Annotated in this window: 21 protein-coding genes and 1 tRNA gene; 13 read left to right on the top strand and 9 right to left on the bottom strand. The window is 61.2% G+C overall.

The features are described from left to right. Positions 1–10 precede the first annotated feature (10 nt). The 5 genes from PG900_RS17240 to PG900_RS17220 all read right to left on the bottom strand — a co-directional run bounded on the left by PG900_RS17240 (position 11) and on the right by PG900_RS17220 (position 3492). Positions 11–1000 carry a 2-hydroxyacid dehydrogenase gene (locus tag PG900_RS17240; protein ID WP_270831907.1) on the bottom strand — a complete coding sequence of 330 codons (990 nt, stop codon included), beginning with the start codon at positions 998–1000 and terminating at the stop codon, positions 11–13. Positions 1001–1077: 77 nt separating this feature from the next. Then, a complete protein-coding gene (locus tag PG900_RS17235) occupies positions 1078–1557 on the bottom strand; it encodes a CreA family protein (RefSeq protein ID WP_011707802.1) in 480 nt (159 codons plus the stop codon). Between the two features lie 21 nt (positions 1558–1578). Next, entirely contained in the window at positions 1579–2025 is a 447-nt protein-coding gene (locus tag PG900_RS17230; RefSeq protein ID WP_270831905.1) for an Mpo1 family 2-hydroxy fatty acid dioxygenase, read from the bottom strand. A 52-nt stretch (positions 2026–2077) separates the two neighbouring features. Beyond that, a complete protein-coding gene (locus PG900_RS17225; RefSeq protein WP_270831904.1) occupies positions 2078–2935 on the bottom strand; it encodes a hypothetical protein in 858 nt (285 codons plus the stop codon). A 170-nt stretch (positions 2936–3105) separates the two neighbouring features. Further along, positions 3106–3492, bottom strand: coding sequence for a TraR/DksA family transcriptional regulator (locus tag PG900_RS17220; protein ID WP_010635769.1), 387 nt, complete (start codon positions 3490–3492; stop codon positions 3106–3108). 468 nt (positions 3493–3960) lie between these two features. Here PG900_RS17220 and PG900_RS17215 point away from each other — a divergent pair, with 468 nt between their 5' ends. The 9 genes from PG900_RS17215 to PG900_RS17175 all read left to right on the top strand — a co-directional run bounded on the left by PG900_RS17215 (position 3961) and on the right by PG900_RS17175 (position 13147). Then, complete coding sequence (locus PG900_RS17215; protein ID WP_011707799.1) at positions 3961–5292, top strand: glutamine synthetase family protein; 1332 nt, start codon at positions 3961–3963, stop codon at positions 5290–5292. A gap of 187 nt (positions 5293–5479) precedes the next feature. After that, on the top strand, positions 5480–6841 hold the full coding sequence (locus PG900_RS17210; protein ID WP_011707798.1) for an aspartate aminotransferase family protein: 1362 nt from the start codon (positions 5480–5482) through the stop codon (positions 6839–6841). 54 nt (positions 6842–6895) lie between these two features. After that, positions 6896–7993, top strand: a complete 1098-nt coding sequence (locus tag PG900_RS17205; RefSeq protein ID WP_016352333.1) for a polyamine ABC transporter substrate-binding protein — start codon at positions 6896–6898, stop codon at positions 7991–7993. A gap of 141 nt (positions 7994–8134) precedes the next feature. Further along, positions 8135–9196, top strand: coding sequence for a polyamine ABC transporter substrate-binding protein (locus PG900_RS17200; protein ID WP_230581678.1), 1062 nt, complete (start codon positions 8135–8137; stop codon positions 9194–9196). 75 nt (positions 9197–9271) lie between these two features. Then, a complete protein-coding gene (gene potA / locus PG900_RS17195) occupies positions 9272–10426 on the top strand; it encodes a polyamine ABC transporter ATP-binding protein (RefSeq protein ID WP_011707795.1) in 1155 nt (384 codons plus the stop codon). Continuing rightward, positions 10423–11328: an ABC transporter permease subunit gene (locus tag PG900_RS17190; RefSeq protein ID WP_017409743.1), complete on the top strand. Its 906-nt coding sequence runs from the start codon at positions 10423–10425 to the stop codon at positions 11326–11328. The genes potA and PG900_RS17190 overlap by 4 nt, the downstream gene beginning before the upstream one ends. After that, a complete protein-coding gene (locus tag PG900_RS17185) occupies positions 11325–12167 on the top strand; it encodes an ABC transporter permease subunit (RefSeq protein WP_011707793.1) in 843 nt (280 codons plus the stop codon). The genes PG900_RS17190 and PG900_RS17185 overlap by 4 nt, the downstream gene beginning before the upstream one ends. 45 nt (positions 12168–12212) lie before the next feature. Beyond that, positions 12213–12923 carry an MOSC domain-containing protein gene (locus PG900_RS17180; protein ID WP_024945575.1) on the top strand — a complete coding sequence of 237 codons (711 nt, stop codon included), beginning with the start codon at positions 12213–12215 and terminating at the stop codon, positions 12921–12923. Between the two features lie 147 nt (positions 12924–13070). Next, positions 13071–13147 (top strand) — tRNA-Pro (locus PG900_RS17175). A gap of 349 nt (positions 13148–13496) precedes the next feature. On the opposite strand, the gene PG900_RS17170 is transcribed toward PG900_RS17175, so the two are convergent. Together PG900_RS17170 and PG900_RS17165 are read right to left on the bottom strand one after the other, a co-directional pair. Beyond that, positions 13497–14024, bottom strand: a complete 528-nt coding sequence (locus PG900_RS17170) for an AbiTii domain-containing protein (protein WP_270831903.1) — start codon at positions 14022–14024, stop codon at positions 13497–13499. A gap of 124 nt (positions 14025–14148) precedes the next feature. Beyond that, positions 14149–14613: a thioesterase family protein gene (locus PG900_RS17165; RefSeq protein WP_029306122.1), complete on the bottom strand. Its 465-nt coding sequence runs from the start codon at positions 14611–14613 to the stop codon at positions 14149–14151. Positions 14614–14746: 133 nt separating this feature from the next. On the opposite strand from PG900_RS17165, the gene recQ reads away from it, so the two are divergent. After that, a complete protein-coding gene (gene recQ / locus PG900_RS17160) occupies positions 14747–16582 on the top strand; it encodes an ATP-dependent DNA helicase RecQ (RefSeq protein WP_270831902.1) in 1836 nt (611 codons plus the stop codon). A gap of 51 nt (positions 16583–16633) precedes the next feature. Here recQ and PG900_RS17155 read toward each other — a convergent pair whose 3' ends face one another. Then, the gene (locus tag PG900_RS17155) at positions 16634–16933 is read right to left on the bottom strand and encodes a c-type cytochrome (protein ID WP_049045451.1); all 300 of its coding nucleotides are present in this window, start codon (positions 16931–16933) and stop codon (positions 16634–16636) included. Between the two features lie 103 nt (positions 16934–17036). On the opposite strand from PG900_RS17155, the gene PG900_RS17150 reads away from it, so the two are divergent. The 3 genes from PG900_RS17150 (at position 17037) to PG900_RS17140 (ending at position 19569) form a co-directional block, all read left to right on the top strand. Next, positions 17037–18464: a protein adenylyltransferase SelO gene (locus tag PG900_RS17150; protein WP_270831901.1), complete on the top strand. Its 1428-nt coding sequence runs from the start codon at positions 17037–17039 to the stop codon at positions 18462–18464. A 10-nt stretch (positions 18465–18474) separates the two neighbouring features. Beyond that, positions 18475–18762, top strand: coding sequence for a DUF3630 family protein (locus PG900_RS17145; RefSeq protein WP_268031991.1), 288 nt, complete (start codon positions 18475–18477; stop codon positions 18760–18762). A gap of 132 nt (positions 18763–18894) precedes the next feature. Continuing rightward, positions 18895–19569 carry a 7-cyano-7-deazaguanine/7-aminomethyl-7-deazaguanine transporter gene (locus tag PG900_RS17140; RefSeq protein ID WP_118880163.1) on the top strand — a complete coding sequence of 225 codons (675 nt, stop codon included), beginning with the start codon at positions 18895–18897 and terminating at the stop codon, positions 19567–19569. Positions 19570–19838: 269 nt separating this feature from the next. On the opposite strand, the gene rraA is transcribed toward PG900_RS17140, so the two are convergent. Further along, positions 19839–20324, bottom strand: coding sequence for a ribonuclease E activity regulator RraA (rraA, locus tag PG900_RS17135; RefSeq protein WP_005306574.1), 486 nt, complete (start codon positions 20322–20324; stop codon positions 19839–19841). Positions 20325–20408: the final 84 nt, after the last annotated feature.

The raw sequence follows: 20408 nt of genomic DNA, 5'->3' as shown, positions 1-20408 counted from the left end.
GCGCGGTGGTTTACTCCACCTCGTTGTCGCAGCGCCCCTGGCTGTCGATGGCGCGGATGTTGCTGAGGGTGGTGTCGGCGATGGCGTGCAGCGCCTCGCGGGTCAGGAAGGCCTGGTGACCGGTGAACAGCACGTTGTGGCAGGCCGACAGGCGGCGGAACACGTCATCGGTGATCACCTCGTTGGACTTGTCGGCGAAGAAGAGATCTTCTTCTTCCTCGTAGACGTCCAGCCCCAGCGCGCCGATGCGGGCGGTCTTGAGCGCCTCGATGGCGGCGTTGGAGTCGAGCAGACCGCCCCGGCTGGTGTTGATGATCATCACCCCGTCCTTCATCTTGGCGAACGCCTCCTTGTTCAGCAGGTGGTAGTTCTCCTTGAACAGCGGGCAGTGCAGGCTGATGACATCGGACTGACGGAACAGGGTATCGAGATCCACGTACTCGGCACCGAGATCGATGGCCGCCTGGTTCGGATAGGGATCGCTCACCAGCAGGCGCATGCCGAAGCCCTTGAGGATGCGCAGGGTGGCGATGCCGATCTTGCCGGTACCGATGATGCCGGCGGTGCGACCGTGCATGTTGAAGCCGACCAGCCCCTCCAGCGAGAAGTTGGCGTCACGGGTGCGCTGATAGGCTTTGTGGATGCGACGGTTGAGGGTCATCATCAGGCCCACCGCGTGCTCGGCGACCGCTTCCGGGGAGTAGGCGGGCACTCGCACCACCTTCAGCCCCAGCTCCTTGGCGGCGGACAGATCCACGTTGTTGTAGCCGGCGCAGCGCAGGGCGATCACCTTGGTGCCGTTGGCTGCCAGCTCGGTCAGCACCTCGCGGTCGGCATCGTCGTTGACGAACAGGCACACCACGGGGAAGCCGTGGGCCAGCCGGGCAGTCTTGGCCTCCAGCCGCACGTCGAAGAACTCCAGTTCATAACCGTACTGGCTGTTGGCCTGATTGAAGTGCTCTTTGTCGTAGCTCTTGGTACTGAAAACGGCGACTCTCATGGTGCGCTCTCCGCAGATAATGATGTAGTTAAATTACAACAAATATGGGTCGTCATCACGGGATAAATGGTGGGAATTCAGCCCCACGGCATGATGGGCACGGCGCTGACCGCACTCTTGTAAGAACCATCCACCAGCTTGGTGCTGTAAGTCAGATAGACCAGCGCGTTGCGCTTTTGATCGTAAAAGCGCACCACTTTCTGCTCCTTGAACACCAGCGAGGTGCTGACGTCGAACACCTCTTCCCCCGCCTTCAGCTTGGCGGGCAGGGTGATGGGGCCAATCTGGTGGCACGAGAGGGAGGCGTGGGAGGGATCTTCCGCCAGCCCGAGTCCGCCCTTGACGCCGCCGGTCTTGGGGCGCGCCAGATAGCAGGCGACGCCGTCGATGCGCGGGTCGTCGAACGCCTCCACCAGGATCTTGTGGTTGGGGCCAAACAGCTTGAAGGCGGTGCTCACCTCGCCGACCGGGTCGGCCTTGTCGGCCAGCGCCGGGCCGGCAATCAGTGCGCCCAGCAGCAGTGGCAGGGCGCGAGCAAGGATCTGAGGATGTCTCATGGTCTCTCCTGTTGGCTTCCCTCAGTAGGGAATGCCCAAACGACGATAGAGGCTGGCCAGCACCCAGGCGGGGCCGATCAGCAAAAACTGCAGGTCGGCGAGGAAGGAGGGGCGCTTGCCCTCGATCTTGTGGCCGACGAACTGGGCTATCCAGAGCAGCACGAACCCGGCCAGCGCCGGCCACAGCAAGGTGCCTTGCCAGCTGTGGCAAATGACCAGCCCCAGCGCGGTCAGCACCGTCATGCCCACAAACAGCGTAAACGACAGCCGCAAGTAGAAGGCCAGCACCGGGATGGCGACCAGCGCGGCCCAGTTGAGCGACGGCGGCAGCGGCCCGGCCGGCAGGCACCAGAGCAGGGCCAGGGCGCAGAGATAGATACCGGGCACCGCCAGCTTGTGGATCGCCACATTGACCGGGTGCCGGTGGCTCTGGCCGTACAGTTCAAACCACTCCTCGATTCCCTTCATGGCACCTCCCTGGCGCGCTGCTGGTGCCACCCGCCTTAAGGTGGCAGATTCGTCATCCCTGCGGGGGATACTCCCAATATTGGGCCGGAATGGATTTTAGCAACGGTGTCATATCGGGATTGGGCAGGGAGATGGTGACCCGCCGCTCGAGATTGGCGCTGGCCAGGGCCTCGCGGATCTTGGGGTTCTCCCGAAAGAACTTCATGAAGCTGCCGTCGGCATAGGCCCGCTCAAGCCCGGTCTGGATCGCCTTGGCCAGCTTGGGGGATTCCGGGCTGACGAAGAAGAACTCGGCGAAGGGGTAGCGGATCAGCAGGTGCTGATCGATGACCAGGCTGGGATATTGCGCCACCAGCTCGCTGCGCTCGGCGAAGATCTCCACCAGGTTGCGCGGGAAGAAGTCCAGCTTGTCGCCGTCGTTGATCAGCCGAAACAGGTTGCTGTAGCGCCCCGAGTAGGTGGGGATGCCGGCGTTCTCCAGGATCTTGTTGTCGGCCCAGCCCACCCCTTGCGCCGCCTTCAGCTGCTTGAGGTCGGCCAGCGAGTTGATCTGGTTGAACTTCTCCTGGGCATCGGCGTGGATGAAGGAGAGCCGCAGCCCTTCCAGACCGCGAAACAGCGGGATCGGCACGGCGATGAGCGAGGATTCGAGGGCGCTGGAGGTACCCATCCAGAACACATTGATGGTTTGGCCCTTGCTCAGCTGTTGCTGCAGGCTGTACTGGTTGAGGTTGAGTTCGACCTGCTTGATGCGAAACGGCTGGCCGGCATGGGTCAGCGCCAGTTCCAGCAGCTTGAGCTGGTACTCTTTATCGAGGTCGTTGATCGGCCGGCTGGGAACCTTGACCGTGAGGGTCTGTGCTTGTGCCAGCAACGGCAGACACAAGCACAGTTTGAGGAACCATTTCACTCTCTGCTCTCCTGTAGATTCCGGGCTTGCCCGGAGTCTAACAGAACTTGTCACTCTCTTGCTGCGTAGCCGTGATCCGCCAGGGTGAGCAGCCTGGTGTCCTCATTGTCACCTGCATGCCCACCCCGCTGGCAACGCTCGCCGCACGAATGTGAGGAGGCAGCGAGGCGTCAGGCGACGCGACGATACACGTGGGTATCGTTGAACTCCTTGGTGCTCTGGCATTCAACGCAGAAGCGGGACTCGGGACGAGCCTGCAGCCGCTTGAGGGAGATCTCGTCACCGCAGGATTCGCAGTAACCGAAATCCCCTTCGCTGATGCGCTTGAGGGCACCACGCAGCTTGCGCAGATGCAGCTTGTCATGCTCGATGCGGTTCAGCTCCAGACGACGGGCTTCCTCGATGCTGGCACGGTCAATTTCATCAGCCATCTCGTTGGTATCGGTGGCGATGGCCTGGCTGGCCTGGGAGTTGAGGCGATCTTCGAGTTCGAGGATCTGGCGCTCGATCTGTCCCTTGTAAAAGGCCAGTTGGTCTTCAGTCATGAAATCACACATACGATTTACTACCAGTCAGTTTACTAACCCAATTATCCCTGTTTATGGGGGCTGTCTGCCTGCAGACCAAGCCCTGTGTCCTGAATTTGCACCAAATCCAAGCAGGAGAGTGCAAATCAGGGCGGGCCTTGTACCAAAAAAATGCAGGCATGCAAAGCAAAGAGGACAAGTATTGTGCGCCCTTGCAAAAAAATGACCCGATTCAGACAGGGGCTGACTGAGAACATGGGGGATCCTGCAAGCTTGTTGGCACCGGGCTTGCAGTGGGTCGTTACCACGCCAGGGTGTTTAGTATTTGTTCCCGCGATGGTCATTATATGCGCCGTTATTTATAGTTTTTTAAACACCACCGCTTGACATTGCCCCTGATGGCGGGCTTTTATGGTGGTGTTGATTACAATTTGATAACAAGGGTGTTCCATATATTAGACACCCTTGCCAATGGCAACCGTAGAGTCGGGGTTTAACATGGACAGTATCAAGGGCTGGATGGAGAGCAATCGCATCACGGAAGTGGAGTGCCTGTTTCCGGATTTCACCGGCAATGCCCGAGGCAAGATCATTCCAGCCAACAAGTTTCTGCGCGAGGGGGGCATGCGCCTGCCCGAGGTCATCTTCACCCAGACGGTGACCGGCGAGTATCCGGATGACGACAGCATGATCGACCCGCTGGAGCGGGACATGCAGCTCTATCCCGATCCCAACACCATTCGTTTCGTACCCTGGGCGCTGGAGCCGACCGCCCAGGTGATCCACGACTGTTTCGACATCAATGGCAAGCTGATCGACATCGCGCCGCGCTCCGTGCTGCGTCGGGTCCTGTCATTTTACGAGAAGCAGGGCTGGAAGCCGGTGGTGGCCCCCGAGCTGGAATTCTACCTGGTCAAGCGCAACGAAGACCCCGACTATCCGCTGGTGCCGCCGGTAGGGCGCAACGGCCGCCCCGAGACGGCCCGCCAATCGTTCAGCATCGACGCGGTCAACGAATTCGACCCCATCTTTGAAGACATGTACGACTACTGCGAGGCGCAGGAGCTGGAGGTGGACACCCTGATCCACGAGTCCGGCGCTGCCCAGATGGAGATCAACTTCCTGCACGGCGACGCTGTCGATCTGGCGGATCAGGTGTTCCTGTTCAAGCGCACCATGCGGGAAGCGGCCCACCGCCACGGGATTTACGCCACCTTCATGGCCAAGCCGATGAGCGACGAGCCCGGCTCCGCCATGCACATTCACCAGAGTCTGGAAGATGTAAATGGCCGCAACCTGTTCGGCACCGAGAACGGTGGCCACTCCGAGCTGTTCATGCACTTCATCGCCGGCCTGCAGAAATACACGCCGGCGGTGACCGCGCTGCTGGCCCCCAACGTCAACTCCTACCGCCGCCTCACCTTTGGCGAGAGCGCGCCGCGCAACGTGCAGTGGGGGGTGGAGAACCGCACCTGCGGGCTGCGGGTGCCCTTCTCCGAAGCCAGTGCCCGTCGGGTGGAGAACCGCTTCGCCGGCGCCGATGCCAACCCCTATCTGGCGCTGGCCGCCACCCTGGCCTGCGGCTACCTCGGCATGATGGAGAAGCTGGAGCCGCTGCCGGAGATGAAGTCGAGCGCCTATGAGCTGCCCTACAGCCTGCCCCGCTCGCTGGAGGAGGCGTTGAGCCACCTGGAACAGTGCGACCCCATCAAGGAGATGCTGGGCGAGCGCTTTACCCGCGCCTTCGTAGCGGTCAAACGTAAGGAATATGAGACCTACTTCGGGGTGATCAGCCGCTGGGAACGGGAGTTCCTGCTGCTGAACGTGTGACCCGGATGCGCGCCGGTCGCGCATCACCCTGCCCGGAGGGGCCGCCGGCCCCTCCCGCATGAATCGAGACAGTTGGGGAGCAGGCACTGCACGAGACCCGGTGCATCACCGTGACCGGGGGAGTTGTCTGCCCCTCCTCAACTGACCAACAAACATCGCTTAAATCGAAGGAACCGAGGAGCAAGCAATGCAGCATACCACCCGTGAGTGGCAGCAACTGGAAGCCAGCCATCACCTGCATCCGTTTACCGATTTTCAGGCACTGAACAAGAAAGGCAGCCGCATCATCACCCGGGCCGAGGGCGTCTATCTGGAAGACTCCGAAGGCAAGCGCATTCTGGACGGCATGGCCGGCCTGTGGTGCGTCAACCTGGGCTATGGCCGGCAGGAGCTGGTGGACGCCGCCACCCGCCAGATGCAGCAACTGCCCTATTACAACCTCTTCTTCCAGACCAGCCACCCGCCCGCTGCCGAGCTGGCGACCCTGCTGGCCGAGATCACGCCGCCGCACCTCAACCACGTCTTCTTCACCGGTTCGGGCTCCGAGTGCAACGATACCGTGCTGCGCATGGTGCGCCACTACTGGGCCAGCAAGGGGCAGCCAGACAAGCAGGTGATCATCAGCCGCCACAACGCCTACCACGGCTCCACCGTGGCGGGCGCCAGCCTGGGCGGCATGAAGGGGATGCACGCCCAGGGCGGGCTGCCGATCCCCGGTATTGTGCACATCGATCAGCCCTATCACTTTGGCGAGGGGCAGGGGATGAGCGCCCACGAATTCGGGCTGGCCCGTGCCCGTCAGCTGGAGGAGAAGATTCTGGCGCTGGGGGTGGACCAGGTGGCCGCCTTCATCGGCGAGCCAATCCAGGGCGCCGGCGGTGTCATCATCCCGCCCGACAGCTACTGGCCGGAGATCCAGCGCATCTGCGACAAGTACGGCATCCTGCTGATCGCCGACGAGGTGATCTGCGGCTTTGGCCGTACCGGTCACTGGTTCGCCAGCGAAGGCTTCGGCATCAAGCCGGATCTCATGTGCCTGGCCAAGGGCATCACCTCCGGCTATCTGCCGATGGGGGCCGTGATGGTGGGGGACAGGGTCGCCAAGGTGCTGGTGGAAGAGGGGGGCGAGTTCAACCACGGCTTCACCTACTCCGGTCATCCGGTGGCCTGCGCCGTGGCGATTGCCAACATTACGCTTATGCAAAACGAAAGCATAGTTAAGCGAGTTCATGATACCATCGGCCCCTATTTGCAGCGCCGCTGGGCAGAGCTGGCGGACCATCCGCTGGTGGGCGAAACCCGTGGCAAAGGCCTGGTGGCCGCGCTGGAAATAGTGCAGGACAAGCAGACCAACAGCCGCTTCCCGGCTGGGCTGCAGGCCGGTATGACCTGTCGGGAGTTCTGCTTTAACAATGGCTTGGTGATGAGGGCTGTCGGCGATACCATGATCATATCGCCCCCCTTGGTGATCACCGAGGAACAGGTGGATGAATTGGTCAATCTGGCCAGGCTCAGTCTCGATCTGACGGCGGCAAAGCTGCGGGGATAGGCGGGCGCCGGGCAGGTTGGCTTGCGCATACAATTTGCTTAGGAGACAAGGACGATGTCTTTCAAAACGGGAATGATTGCAGCCTCTGTGGCACTGGTCATGATGAGTACCGGGGCGATGGCCGAGGACAAGGTGTTGCACGTCTACAACTGGAGCGATTATATCGCGCCAAACACGCTGGAAGACTTCCAGAAAGAGACGGGCATCAAGGTGGTCTACGACGTGTTCGACAGCAACGAGGTGCTGGAAGCCAAGTTGCTGGCCGGCAGTTCGGGCTATGACATCGTCGTGCCGTCCAACCCCTTCCTGGCCAAGCAGATCAAGGCGGGCGTGTTCCAGAAGCTGGACAAGTCCAAGCTCTCCAACTGGCAAAACCTGGATACCTCGTTGCTCAAGGCGCTCGAACCGAGCGACCCGGGTAACCAGTACTCCATTCCTTACCTGTGGGGCACCATCGGTTATGCCTACAACCCGGAGAAGGTGAAAGCCGTGCTGGGTGACAAGGCGCCGGTGGATTCCTGGGATCTGGTGTTCAAACCGGAAAACATGGCCAAGTTGAAGGAGTGCGGTGTCTCCTTCCTCGACTCGCCGACCGAAATGCTGCCGGCCGCCCTGCAATACCTGGGCTTCAAGCCGGACAGCCAGAAGCCGGACGAGCTGAAGAAGGCGGAGGAGCTGTTCCTCTCCATCCGTCCCTATACCGCCTACTTCCACTCCTCCAAATACATTTCGGATCTGGCCAACGGCAACCTGTGCGTGGCGGTCGGTTACTCCGGTGACTTGCAGCAGTCCAAGTCACGGGCGATCGAGGCCAAGAACGGCGTCAACCTGACCTACGTGATCCCGAAAGAGGGGGCTGGCAGCTTCTTCGACATGCTGGCCATCCCGGCCGATGCCAAGAACGTGGAAGCGGCCCATGTATTCCTGAACTACCTGATGAAGCCGGAGGTGATCGCCAAGATCTCCGACGCCGTCAGCTACCCGAGCGGCAACAAGGCCTCCGTGCCGCTGGTGTCCGAGAAGATCCGCAACGATCCGGGCATCTACCCGAGCGACGAGACGCTGGCCAAGATCTACACCTTCCCGGATCTGCCGGCCAAGGTGCAGCGTCTGATGACGCGTAGCTGGACCAAGATCAAGTCAGGCAAGTAAGTGACGAGTGCCCCTCCCGGTCCGCAGTTCGGCCGGGAGGGAGGTGACCCACCCGACAGGTTGGACGGCGCGTAAGGATGCGCGACTGGCAAATCACACATTAAGAGGACTGAGTAAGTGCACACAACCAAGATAGTGACGATGGCCCTGGCTCTGGGGTTGGCAAATGTGGCTCAGGCAGCCCCTGTGGTCCACTTTTACAACTGGTCCGACTATATCGGCGAGACCACCCTCAGCGACTTTCAGCGGGCGACCGGGATCCAGACCGTCTATGACGTGTTTGATTCCAACGAAACCCTCGAAGGCAAGCTGCTGACCGGACGCACCGGTTACGATCTGGTGGTGCCCTCCAACAATTTCCTGGCCAAACAGATCAAGGCGGGGGCCTTCCAGAAGCTGGATCCCGCCCTGCTGCCCAATCTGACCAACCTGGATCCCGTGCTGCTCAAGCAGCTCGACAAGGTGGATCCGGGTCATCAGTACGCCGTGCCCTATCTGTGGGGTACCAACGGCATCGGTTACAACATCGACAAGGTCAAGGCCGTGCTGGGGGTCGACAAGATTGACTCCTGGGCCGTGATCTTCGAACCGGAAAACATGCAGAAACTGGCCCGTTGCGGGGTCGCCTTCCTCGACTCGGCCGACGAGATGATCCCGGCGGCGCTCAACTATCTGGGGCTCAACCCCAACAGCCAGGATCCGGCGGATCTCAAGCGCGCCGAGGAGCAGCTGCTCAAGGTGCGTCCCTACGTGGCCTATTTCCACTCCTCCAAGTACATCGGCGATCTCGCCAACGGCGACATCTGCGTGGCGGCCGGTTTCTCCGGCGACATCCTGCAGGCGGCGGCCCGTGCCGACGAAGCCGGCAAGGGGATCAAGATCGCCTACAGCATACCGAAGGAGGGGGGCAACCTCTGGTTCGACATGATGGCGATCCCGGCCGATGCCACCAACGTGAAAGAGGCGCATGCCCTCATCAACTATGTGCTGCAGCCCGAGGTGATTGCCCAGATCAGCAATCACGTGGGCTACGCGAACCCCAACGCCAAGGCGGGGGAGTTCATGGAGGAGCACGTGCGCAATGACGAGTCCGTCTACCCACCCCAGGCGGTGCTGGAGCGGCTGTATGTGCAGCAGGCACATCCCCGCGCGGTGCAGCGCCTGATCACCCGGAGTTGGACCAAGATCAAGTCCGGAACCTAACCTTGGCGCCCATCCCGGGGCGCCAGACTGTTTTATGGATCGGCCCCGGCCGGTATTACCTTTGGGAGTTTGGTAATGGCGATAGCCTCCAGTGCCTACAAGAAAGCCCTCGAGGGCAGCCAGCAACGCAAAGAAGTGCTGGTCAAGATAGACAGGGTAAGCAAGCAGTTCGATGAAACGCTGGCGGTCGACAACGTGTCCCTCAACATCCACAAGGGCGAGATCTTCGCCCTGCTGGGCGGGTCCGGCTCCGGCAAGTCGACCCTGCTGCGGATGCTGGCGGGGTTCGAGCGTCCCACCGAGGGACGCTTGTTTCTCGACGGGGTCGACATCACCGACATGCCGCCCTATGAACGCCCCATCAACATGATGTTCCAGTCCTACGCCCTGTTCCCCCACATGACGGTGGCGCAGAACATCGCCTTCGGCCTCAAGCAGGATGGCCTGCCCAAGGCGGAGGTCGATGCCCGGGTGGAGGAGATGCTCAAGCTGGTGCAGATGACCCAGTATGCCCGCCGCAAGCCCCATCAGCTCTCCGGTGGCCAGCGCCAGCGGGTGGCGCTGGCGCGCTCGCTGGCCAAGCGACCCAAGCTGCTGTTGCTGGATGAGCCCATGGGGGCGCTGGACAAGAAGCTGCGTTCCCAGATGCAGCTCGAGCTGGTCGAGATCATCGAACGGGTCGGGGTAACCTGCGTCATGGTGACCCACGACCAGGAAGAGGCGATGACCATGGCCGAGCGGATCGCCATCATGCACCTTGGCTGCATCGAACAGATCGGCAGCCCGATGGACATCTACGAAACCCCGGCCAGCCGGCTGGTGTGCGAGTTCATCGGCAACGTCAACCTGTTCGACGGCCTGCTGGTGGAGGATGAGCAGGACCACGCCACCATCGCCTGCGCCGATCTGGAGCAGCCCATCTATGTGGGCCACGGCATCAGCTCCCGCGCCGAGAACAAGAAGGTCACCTACGCCCTGCGGCCGGAAAAACTGCTGATGAGCCTGCAAAAGCCGGTGGAGATCGAGCATCCGGACTTCAACTGGACCAAGGGCGAAGTCTATGACATCGCCTATCTGGGCGGTCATTCGGTTTATCACATCCAGTTGCCTTCGGGCAAAATCGTTCAGGCTTTCATCGCCAACGCCGAACGCCACGGCAAGCGGCCGACCTGGGATGACCAGGTGTTCCTCTACTGGGAAGATGACAGCGGCGTGGTGCTGCAATCATGATGGCATTGAGACGACTGAAGGCACTGGGGGGGCGGCAGCTGGTGATCGGCATCCCGTTCTTCTGGCTGTTCCTGTTCTTCCTGCTGCCCTTCATCATAGTGGTGAAGATCAGCTTTGCCGAAGCGGACGTGGCGATCCCGCCCTACACCGACGTGGTGAGCTGGGCCGACGATCAGCTCACCATCTTGCTGCACATGGGCAACTACCTGCTGCTGCAGGAAGATGAGCTCTATATCGCGGCCTATCTCGGCTCCCTCAAGATGGCTTTCATCAGCACTGTGCTCTGTCTGCTGATCGGCTATCCGATGGCCTATTCCATCGCCCGGGCCAACAAGGAGACCCAGACCGTTCTGCTGTTGCTCATCATGATGCCGACCTGGACCGCGATCCTGATCCGGGTCTACGCCTGGATGGGTATTCTCAGCAACAACGGCCTGCTCAACAGCCTGTTGATGGGCATCGGCCTCATCAACGAGCCGCTGCAGATCCTCAACACCAACCTGGCGGTCTACATCGGCATCGTTTACTCCTACCTGCCGTTCATGGTGCTGCCGCTCTACGCCAACCTGGTCAAGCACGACCAGAGCCTGCTGGAGGCGGCCTCCGACCTCGGCGCCCGCAACCTGACACGGTTCTGGCAGATCACGGTGCCGCTCTCCAAGAACGGCATCATCGCTGGCTGCATGCTGGTGTTCATCCCGGTGGTGGGCGAGTTCGTCATTCCGGAGCTGCTGGGCGGCCCCGAGACCCTGATGATCGGCAAGGTGCTGTGGCAGGAGTTCTTCAACAACCGTGACTGGCCGGTGGCGTCCGCCCTGGCGGTGGTGATGCTGGCGGTGCTGATCATTCCGATCATCCTGTTCAACCGCAACCAGGCCAAAGAGCTGGAGGGTAAAGTATGAGGCGCTTTGGTTTTGCCAAGCTGATGCTGTGGCTGGGGCTGCTGTTCATCTACCTGCCGATGATCATCATGGTGATCTACTCCTTCAACGCCTCCAAGCTGGTGACTGTATGGGGTGGCTGGTCGCTGAAGTGGTATTTCGGCCTGCTCGACAACAAGCAGTTGATAGGTTCGGTACTGCGTTCGCTGGAGATCGCCTTCTATACCGCCATCGCGGCGGTGGCACTGGGGACGGTGGCGGCCTTCGTGCTGACCCGGATCCCGCACTTCCGTGGCCGGACCCTGTTCGGCGGTATGGTGACGGCGCCGCTGGTGATGCCCGAGGTGATCACCGGTCTCTCCCTGCTGCTGCTGTTCGTAGCCATGGCCCAGCTGGTGGGCTGGCCCGCCGAGCGGGGCATGGTGACCATCTGGATCGCGCACACCACCTTCTGTACTGCCTATGTGGCGATCGTGGTGTCGGCCCGCCTGCGGGAGCTGGATCTCTCCATCGAGGAGGCTGCCATGGATCTGGGGGCCAAGCCCTGGAAGGTGTTCTTCCTGATCACCATCCCGATGATCGCCCCCTCGCTGGCGGCGGGCGGCATGATGTCGTTTGCCCTGTCGCTGGATGACCTGGTGCTGGCGAGCTTCGTCTCCGGCCCGGGCTCGACCACCCTGCCGATGGAGGTCTTCTCGGCGGTGCGACTCGGGGTGAAACCCGAGATCAACGCGGTGGCCAGCCTGATCCTGCTGTCGGTGTCGTTGTTCACCTTCGGCAGCTGGTATCTGATGGCCAAGGCGGAGAAACGTCGCCGCGCCGAGATCGCCATGACCACCCAGATGCAGGCAGTCGCCTGACCTCGTGCTAAGATCCGCATTCTCTCGTCAATCCGGAGGATGAGAATGCGGATCTCCATCTTTAGCGGCCAGGGTACCGAACTGGTTCCCGGCCTTGTCAGCGCCATCCACAAACAAGCCACCTCCATACCGCTCTGGTGCGGTGCCAATGGTCTGGCTGGCGACGAACAGTGCGACCAGCGCCACCATGGCGGCCCGGATCGGGCGCTGCACTACTATCCCGCCGATCACTACCCCTGGTGGCACAACTGGCAGACGGCGCTGGGCCTGCCGACCCCGCGTACCCCCTGGCAACCGGCCGCCTTCGGCGAGAACCTCTCCGGGGTCGGGCTGACCGAGGAGCAGGCCTGTATCGGCGATGTCTATCGTCTCGGCGAGGCGCTGATCCAGATAAGCCAGCCCAGATCCCCCTGCTTCAAGCTCAACCAGCGTTTCGGCTATGGCCAGATGTCGCAGGTGATGCAGCTCAGCGGCCGCTGTGGCTGGCTGCTGCGGGTGCTGGAGGAGGGGATGGTGATGCCGCAGGAGCGATTGGAGCTGGTGGACAGGCCCTACCCTGAACTCACGGTAAAGCGCACCGCCGACATCCTGTTCAACCAGCTGCGCAACGAGGCTGACCTGCTGTTGCTGCTGGAAAATCCGGCTCTTTCGCCCAACTGGCGCAAGCATGCGGCAGACTGGCTGGAGCATGGTGTAGTCGCTGACTGGCGTCGGCGCTTGCTCGGCCCGGCCGAATTCCAGCTCGCTTCGTCATAAGCGTTGCCAGGCCATTTTTTGGCCGCTGACGGCTCAAGATGGATGGAACTGACGAATAGTTGAGCGAACAGGCATTTTTTTGCTTCCAAACGTAAAAAAGGCTTGTGTCGAGTCGGGGCTTTCGGTAAATTCCCGTCCCGCAGACATCGGTGTGTAGCGCAGCTTGGTAGCGCACTTCGTTCGGGACGAAGGGGTCGGAGGTTCGAATCCTCTCACACCGACCACATTAGAAAAGGCCGCTCAATAGAGCGGCCTTTTCGCATTTGGCGTTCGCGCAAGTGGAGGGCGATATTCAGGCTGGCGGCTTGCTAGGGTAACTGCAATGCTCCTCTGCTCCTCTGCTCCTCTGCTCCTCTGCTCCTCTGCTCCTCTGCTCCTCTGCTCCTCTGCTCCTCTGCTCCTCTGTTCCTCTGTTCCATCCATCTCGTCAGTTCCGTTGCCCGGCGCAGGGCAATAAAAGGGCCACCGCTCGGTGGCCCAGGTTGGAGTCTGATCCTGACTCCGGCACTCTAGATTGTGGCAATCTCTGGTTGGGTTCTGTCTATGGTGCCCTCCTTGCGCGCCAGGCGCCTGTTAGATATGCCAGTGCTGATGCCGCAATGCCTTGAAGCCATGCTGAGGTTGCAAGGCCGCGTGCTTGGGGTACTCACTAATGAAATGTTCGATTCCCTCCATCAGTTGTTCACGTAATGAAGACACGGGCTCATGCCAGGCTTGCAGGCATAAATGGCCGGGGAGCAGCTGCTCCTGATAATCTTCCAGCAGCTGTTCTGGCCAGGGCTCAATACCGGAATTGCGTTGCAGCAAATAGTGGGCGGCGGGTTCACGGGCATAGATGAACTGAATTTGGGCCAGGTCGCGTTGGCTTAGCGTTTGACTGTTGATATGACAAGTCAGGTATTTTCCCGTCTTCAGGTCCAAGAAGTGACCGCGTTGCCGACAGGCTATGATGCGATACCAAGGCAGGGGCGAACAGAGAGAGTATCCCTCAAGCTCCTGTTCCAGCCAGTGGCGACACTCGGGTGTCTGCACCTCGTCGAGCATGGACTCGAGCTGCCCCAACAAGGTTCTGGATGGTTTGGTGGCCAGTTTCGCACTCATCGCCTGCAATCCTCCCTCTGCACACAATCCCGACTTTCAGTATGAACCTGGTGGCGGCAGAGGGGGTAAGGTTTCTAATGATTAAAATTAGATTAGCAGCGTGGTTTTTATGCAATAGGCTGGCTCAGCCCACCAGGTAGGTGCCGGTACCGAATGCGATATGAGTCCCTTCTTCGTTGTGCAGTTCCATGCGGGCAACCGCGACCTTGCTGCCGGCCCGGATGATGTGGGCGGTGGCGATGAACTCGTTACCACGCCCCGGCCGCAGGTAGTCCACCCGCAGATCGATGGTACCGAGGCGGGAGAAGCGCTCCTTGAGGTAGCTGGGGGAGAAGTCTTCCAGCTCGTCGATGCAGGAGGCGGCGACTATCATGCCGCCGGCCACATCGAGCAGGCTGGCGGTGACGCCGCCGTGCAGGATGTTGTGGAAGGGGTTGCCGATCAGCTTCTCCTCCATCTTGATGCGCAGCTCCACCTTGTCGAAGTCGTAGTGGGTCACCTGCATACCGATCAGCTTGTTGAACGGCATCCTCTCGGCGAACAGGTTGGCAATGCCACTGAGCGCCATCTTCTTGAGCATCTGTTTCATTCCTTGAGTCCGATCCCTGGCAGTACGACCGAGTAAAAACTCCAGCCAGTCTGCAACACTTCCTTAACAGTCGCAATGGCAGGTTTATTGTGGGCGGCGGCTGCTTTAGAATGGCGACCCCAAAGGAGAGCCCATGACCGCCATTGCCGAAACCCTGCCTGACCCTCAGCCAGAGAATCCGCTTGCCCTGCTGCAGGCGGTGTTCGGCTATCAGCAATTCCGGCCGGGCCAGCTCGAAATCATTGAGCAGATCGTGGCGGGGCGCGATGCGCTGGTGCTCAAGCCCACCGGTGGTGGCAAGTCGCTCTGCTACCAGATCCCGGCGTTGCTGCGCCCTGGGCTCGGGGTAGTAGTCTCTCCCCTCATTTCGCTGATGAAGGATCAGGTGGACAGCCTGCGCGCCAACGGCGTGGCGGCGGTCTACATCAACTCGGCTCTCAGCCGGGAGGAGATGATCCAGAATTTTGCCGCCATGCGGCGCGGCGAGATAAAAATCGTCTATGTCTCCCCCGAACGCCTGCTGCAGCACGAGTTCATGGATCGGCTGGCGGAGCTGCCGCTCGGCCTGTTTGCCATCGACGAGGCGCACTGCGTCTCCCAGTGGGGGCACGATTTTCGGCCGGAATACGCGGCGCTGGGCCGGCTCAAGCAGTGGTTCCCGCAGGTGCCCGTGGTGGCGCTCACCGCCACCGCCGACGAGGCGACCCGCAGCGACATGCTGCATCGGCTGGAACTCCACGACCCCTTCATCCACACCGCCAGCTTCGATCGGCCCAATATCCGCTACAGCCTGGTGGAGAAGTTCAAGGCGGCGGAGCAGTTGCTGCGCTACGTGCAGAGCCAGAAGGGCAACTGCGGCATCGTCTACTGTTCCAGCCGCAACCGGGTGGAGGAGGTAGCCGAGCGGCTCTCCCGCCACGGCTGCAAGGCGGCGCCCTATCACGCCGGCCTGCCGCTCGAGCTGCGCCAGTGCACTCAGGAGTCCTTCCTCAAGGACGACATCGAGATAGTGGTGGCGACGGTGGCGTTCGGCATGGGCATCGACAAGCCCAACGTGCGCTTCGTGGTGCACTACGACATTCCCAAGAACATCGAGTCCTACTATCAGGAAACCGGCCGGGCCGGCCGTGACGGTACCCCGGCCGAGGCGCTGCTGCTGTACGATCCCGCCGACATCGGCCGGGTGCGCCGGCTGCTCGACAACATCGAAAACCCCCAGCAGTTGCAGGTGGAGCAGTACAAGCTCAACGTGATGGCGGCCTTCGCCGAGGCGCAGACCTGCCGCCGTCAGGTGCTGCTCAACTACTTCGGCGAGTACAACGACAAGCCGTGCGGTAACTGCGACATCTGCCTCGACCCGCCCCAGAGCTATGACGGCACCGAAGATGCCCAGAAGGCGCTCTCCTGCGTCTGGCGGGTGGGGCAGAATTTCGGGGTGGGTTATGTGGTGGAGGTGCTGCGCGGGTCGCTGAACCAGCGCATCAAGGATCACGGCCACGACAAGCTGTCGACCTACGGCATCGGCAAGGATCAGAGCCACGAGTACTGGATGAGCGTCATCCGCCAGTTGATCCACAAGGGGTTGCTGACCCAGAACATCACCCGCAATCTGGTGCTGCAGTTGACCGAGGCGGCCCGTCCCGTGCTGCGCGGCGAGGTGAAGCTGGATCTGGCGGTGCCGCGTCTGCAGCCCATCTCCAGCCGCAAGGAGAAGCGCAATGGCCTGCTCGATAACGCCAACTACGACAAGCGGCTGTTCAAGGAGCTGCGCGGCCTGCGCAAGCAGATCGCCGAGGATGAAGAGGTGCCGCCCTACGTGGTGTTCAACGACGCCACCCTGGTCGAGATGGCGCAGCTGATGCCGATGACCGAGGCGGAAATGCTGGCGGTCAACGGCGTGGGTCACCGCAAGCTGGAGCGCTTCGGTGAAGCCTTTATGGACCTTATCATCGACTACTGCCGGCGGTAAAAGGTTGGTGAAGTCGCGCCGGGCGGGTGCGTCGCCAACGGGCGCGCCAGCTTATTTGAGGCTGGCGTAATAGGCCGCCAGGTTCTCCATGTCGGCATCGGTGAGCGGCGCCATGAAGGGCACCATCAAAGGCTCCTTGCGGCTGCCATCCTTGAAGGCCTTCAGCTGTTTCACCAGATAGGCGGCGTTTTGTCCCGCCAGATGGGGATAGTTGGGAATAAGAGCCTTGCCTTCAACCCCGTGACAGGCGGCGCAAACGGCGGCCTTGGCCTTGCCTGCCTCGACATCGGCCGCCTGGGCCGGCCCCCATAACAACAGCAACAGGGGCAGGGCGCCCAACCATCTTTGCATCTTCTTCTCCTTGAAATGAAATAGCGCATCGTCCGTTAGCCAGTGCTGGCCGACGGCGGTATAAAGAGTGACACGAGCATACGCAGGGACGAACCGCACCACCATGAAGCTGATCAACACTTTTGCCACCGAACTGCCCTGGGCCTGTGAGCCCGTTGCACCCCAGCCATTGCATGCTCCCGGCCTGCTGCACCTCAACCGTGCGCTGCTCGGCGAGCTGGGGCTGGGGGCGGTGTGCGAGACCGACTGGCTGGCCTGCTGTGGCCATGGGCAGCCCTTGCCCGGCATGCAGCCGGTAGCCCAGGTCTATGCGGGCCACCAGTTCGGCGGCTACAGCCCACGTCTTGGTGATGGCCGTGCCCTGCTGCTGGGAGAGCAGCAGGCGCCGGATGGCAGCCGCTGGGACCTGCACCTGAAAGGGGCGGGCAAGACCCCCTTCTCCCGTTTCGGCGATGGCCGCGCTGTGCTCCGCTCCAGCATTCGCGAGTATCTGGCCTCCGAGGCGCTGCATGCCCTCGGTATTCCCACCACCCGGGCACTGGTGCTGGTGGGCAGCCAGGAGCCGGTCTACCGCGAGCAGGTGGAGACGGGCGCGACCGTGCTGCGTACCGCCCCGAGCCATCTGCGCTTCGGCCACGTCGAGTATTTCGCCTGGAGCGGGCAGGGGGAGCGGATCCCGGCCCTTATCGATTATCTGCTGCGCCACCATTTCCCCGAGCTGGCCGATGGTGCCGAGCTGTTTGCCGAAGTGGTGCGCCGCACCGCGCGGCTCATCGCCAAGTGGCAGGCGGCAGGCTTCTGCCACGGGGTGATGAACACCGACAACATGTCGCTGCTCGGGCTGACGCTGGATTACGGGCCATACGGCTTTATCGATGCCTATGTGCCGGACTTTGTCTGCAACCACTCGGATCCGGGCGGTCGCTATGCGCTGGATCAGCAGCCCGCGGTCGGTTATTGGAACCTGCAAAAGCTGGCGCAGGCGCTGGCCGACCACGTCGATGGGGACGCGCTGGCTGCGGCCCTGGCCCAGTACGAACACCAGTTGATGCTGCACTATTCCGAACTGATGCGGGCCAAACTGGGGCTGGCGGTGTGGGAAGACGATGATCCGGCGCTGTTCCGTGAGCTGTTCCGGCTGCTGGCGGCGCACGGGGTGGATTACCACCTGTTCCTGCGCCGTCTCGGTGAGGTGACGCGAGAGGGGGTGTGGCCCGCCAGCCTGCTGGCCCTGCTGCCGGATCCTGCCGCCTGGCAAGGGTGGCTTGAGGCCTATCGGGCGCGCCTGACCCGGGAAGGGAGTGAGGATGGCGTGCGCAAGGGGCTGATGGATGCGGTCAACCCCAAGTATGTGCTGCGCAACGCGCTGGCCCAGCGGGTGATCGAGGCTGCCGAGCAGGGTGACATGGCGCCGTTCGAGCGGCTGTTTACGGCTTTGCAGCACCCCTATGATGAGCAACCCGAATACGAGGATCTCGCTACTCCGCAACCGGCATGGTATTGCGGTGGCGAGCTCTCTTGCAGCAGTTGAGGAACCACAGATGAACTGGCGTATCGCGCAAATAGACAGGGACGCCGGGGTGGTGACGCTGGTAAACCCCGCGCTCGACTGGGACAGCTTTCCGACTCTGGCTAACGCCCTGTTGCAGGAGTGGGAGCTGGTGGCGCTCGAGCGGGAGTGCGGCGCCGATCGTCACAGCTGGCTGCTGGAGTTCGAGGGGAGCCGCTTTCGGCTCGAGTACGAACACTACAGCGGCTGCTGGCTGGCGGCGGAGCAGCCGGCCGATGCCGAGGTGCTGCTCTGGCTAGCCCGTCAGCATCAGGGCTGAGCAGGCGCAGCAGCCTCAAGCAACCGCATAAAGATTGAACTATCAGTGTGGGGGCGTATAATCTTGCCCCTCAATTATCGCCAATGGTGGCGGTATGGGTTCCCTAACCCCATTAACCAAAAAGGTCACAATATGAATCTGACCCCTGCTCAGCACCAGACGGCGCTGGTGCGCCTCTCGTTGTTCCACATCCTGATCATTGCCAGCAGCAACTACCTGGTGCAGCTGCCGATCACCATCTTCGGCTTCCACACTACCTGGGGTGCCTTCAGCTTCCCGTTCATCTTTCTGGCCACCGACCTGACGGTGCGGATCTTCGGTGCCGGTCTGGCGCGCAAGATCATCCAGACCGTGATGCTGCCGGCGCTGGCCATCTCCTATGCCCTGTCGGTGCTGTTCTTCGAGGGCAGCTTCCAGGGTGTCGGCAACTTGGCCGAGTTCAACCTGTTCGTGGCGCGCATCGCCCTGGCCAGCTTTATGGCCTATCTGGTGGGCCAGTTCATGGATGTGGTGGTGTTCAACCGCCTGCGGCTGTTGAAAGCCTGGTGGGTGGCACCGGCTGCCTCCACTCTGTTCGGCAACCTGGTGGACACCATCGCTTTCTTCACCATCGCTTTCTGGCGCAGCACGGATCCCTTCATGGCCGAGCACTGGGTCGAGATTGCCACCGTTGACTACGTGTTCAAGCTGCTGATAAGCCTGGGATTGTTTGTGCCGCTTTACGGCGTGCTGCTGCGTTATCTCAGCCGCAAGCTGGTGGGCGAGGCCGGATTGGCCAGCCTGCAAACGGCGACGCGACAAGCCTGACGAGATTGACCACCCCTGGGGTGGTCAATTTTTTTGCATTTTTGGCAAATAAGGGTTGCCAATTTAAATGAGAATGATTATTGTTACCTTGTTTTCCGGGAAAGACTTCATTCGTTCCAACGTGATGGACTTCTTGTGAAGGCACGACATTGCTCACATTGCTTCCAGTTAAGGGGCCAGTTTTTACTGGCCCTCTTTTTTTGCATGTTTTCGGCCAGCGACGGGCATAAAAAATGGGAGCCTTGGCTCCCATTTTCACTCTGCTCTGCTTACTCGATGTCGAGCGCATCGGGGGAGAGGATCACCCCTGTGGTATCGGCGTAGAGATGATCGTCCGGCAGGAAGGTGACGCCACCGAAGTTGACCGGCAGATCGGTCTCGCCCACGTCCTTGCTGTCGGCACCCACCGGAATGGCTGCCAGCGCCTGAATACCGATATCCAAGTCTTCCAAAATGTCGACCTCGCGCACGCAGCCGTAGCAGACGATCCCTTCCCACTCGTTCTCGGCCGCCGTGGTGGCGATCTCGCTGTCGATCAGGGCGCGGCGCATGGAGCCACCGCCATCGATCAGCAACACCCGACCGACGCCGTTCTCTTTGACGAGTTCACGGATCAGGCCGTTTGATTCGAAGCATTTGACTGTGGTGATGACGCCGCCGAACGAGGCGCGGCCGCCGAAGGAGCAGAGCATGGGTTCGAGTACATCCACCATGTCCTGATAGATGTCGCACAGTTCTGAAGTGTTGTATTCCATTGTGTCAAATCCACCGCTGGAAACAGGTGGGATCCAGTATAAGGAGTGGGACCGGCATTTCAATGAATATTCCTTGAACAACAA

Origin of the sequence: Aeromonas sp. QDB03 (genome assembly GCF_027707985.1) — a bacterium.
In the GTDB taxonomy this organism is placed as follows: Bacteria; Pseudomonadota; Gammaproteobacteria; order Enterobacterales; family Aeromonadaceae; genus Aeromonas; species Aeromonas hydrophila.
This window is presented reverse-complemented; position numbering and strand designations above follow the sequence as displayed.

What these genes read in the sequence shown, in the direction of transcription:
- PG900_RS17220 (WP_010635769.1), bottom strand. Translation starts at nt 3,492, where the DNA reads ATGTGTGATTTCATGACTGAAGACCAACTGGCCTTTTACAAGGGACAG.
- rraA (WP_005306574.1), bottom strand. Translation starts at nt 20,324, where the DNA reads ATGGAATACAACACTTCAGAACTGTGCGACATCTATCAGGACATGGTG.
- potA (WP_011707795.1), top strand. Translation starts at nt 9,272, where the DNA reads ATGGCGATAGCCTCCAGTGCCTACAAGAAAGCCCTCGAGGGCAGCCAG.
- PG900_RS17210 (WP_011707798.1), top strand. Translation starts at nt 5,480, where the DNA reads ATGCAGCATACCACCCGTGAGTGGCAGCAACTGGAAGCCAGCCATCAC.
- PG900_RS17165 (WP_029306122.1), bottom strand. Translation starts at nt 14,613, where the DNA reads ATGAAACAGATGCTCAAGAAGATGGCGCTCAGTGGCATTGCCAACCTG.
- PG900_RS17185 (WP_011707793.1), top strand. Translation starts at nt 11,325, where the DNA reads ATGAGGCGCTTTGGTTTTGCCAAGCTGATGCTGTGGCTGGGGCTGCTG.
- PG900_RS17170 (WP_270831903.1), bottom strand. Translation starts at nt 14,024, where the DNA reads ATGAGTGCGAAACTGGCCACCAAACCATCCAGAACCTTGTTGGGGCAG.
- PG900_RS17145 (WP_268031991.1), top strand. Translation starts at nt 18,475, where the DNA reads ATGAACTGGCGTATCGCGCAAATAGACAGGGACGCCGGGGTGGTGACG.
- PG900_RS17200 (WP_230581678.1), top strand. Translation starts at nt 8,135, where the DNA reads ATGGCCCTGGCTCTGGGGTTGGCAAATGTGGCTCAGGCAGCCCCTGTG.
- PG900_RS17180 (WP_024945575.1), top strand. Translation starts at nt 12,213, where the DNA reads ATGCGGATCTCCATCTTTAGCGGCCAGGGTACCGAACTGGTTCCCGGC.
- PG900_RS17140 (WP_118880163.1), top strand. Translation starts at nt 18,895, where the DNA reads ATGAATCTGACCCCTGCTCAGCACCAGACGGCGCTGGTGCGCCTCTCG.
- recQ (WP_270831902.1), top strand. Translation starts at nt 14,747, where the DNA reads ATGACCGCCATTGCCGAAACCCTGCCTGACCCTCAGCCAGAGAATCCG.
- PG900_RS17205 (WP_016352333.1), top strand. Translation starts at nt 6,896, where the DNA reads ATGTCTTTCAAAACGGGAATGATTGCAGCCTCTGTGGCACTGGTCATG.
- PG900_RS17150 (WP_270831901.1), top strand. Translation starts at nt 17,037, where the DNA reads ATGAAGCTGATCAACACTTTTGCCACCGAACTGCCCTGGGCCTGTGAG.
- PG900_RS17190 (WP_017409743.1), top strand. Translation starts at nt 10,423, where the DNA reads ATGATGGCATTGAGACGACTGAAGGCACTGGGGGGGCGGCAGCTGGTG.
- PG900_RS17155 (WP_049045451.1), bottom strand. Translation starts at nt 16,933, where the DNA reads ATGCAAAGATGGTTGGGCGCCCTGCCCCTGTTGCTGTTGTTATGGGGG.
- PG900_RS17235 (WP_011707802.1), bottom strand. Translation starts at nt 1,557, where the DNA reads ATGAGACATCCTCAGATCCTTGCTCGCGCCCTGCCACTGCTGCTGGGC.
- PG900_RS17240 (WP_270831907.1), bottom strand. Translation starts at nt 1,000, where the DNA reads ATGAGAGTCGCCGTTTTCAGTACCAAGAGCTACGACAAAGAGCACTTC.
- PG900_RS17215 (WP_011707799.1), top strand. Translation starts at nt 3,961, where the DNA reads ATGGACAGTATCAAGGGCTGGATGGAGAGCAATCGCATCACGGAAGTG.
- PG900_RS17230 (WP_270831905.1), bottom strand. Translation starts at nt 2,025, where the DNA reads ATGAAGGGAATCGAGGAGTGGTTTGAACTGTACGGCCAGAGCCACCGG.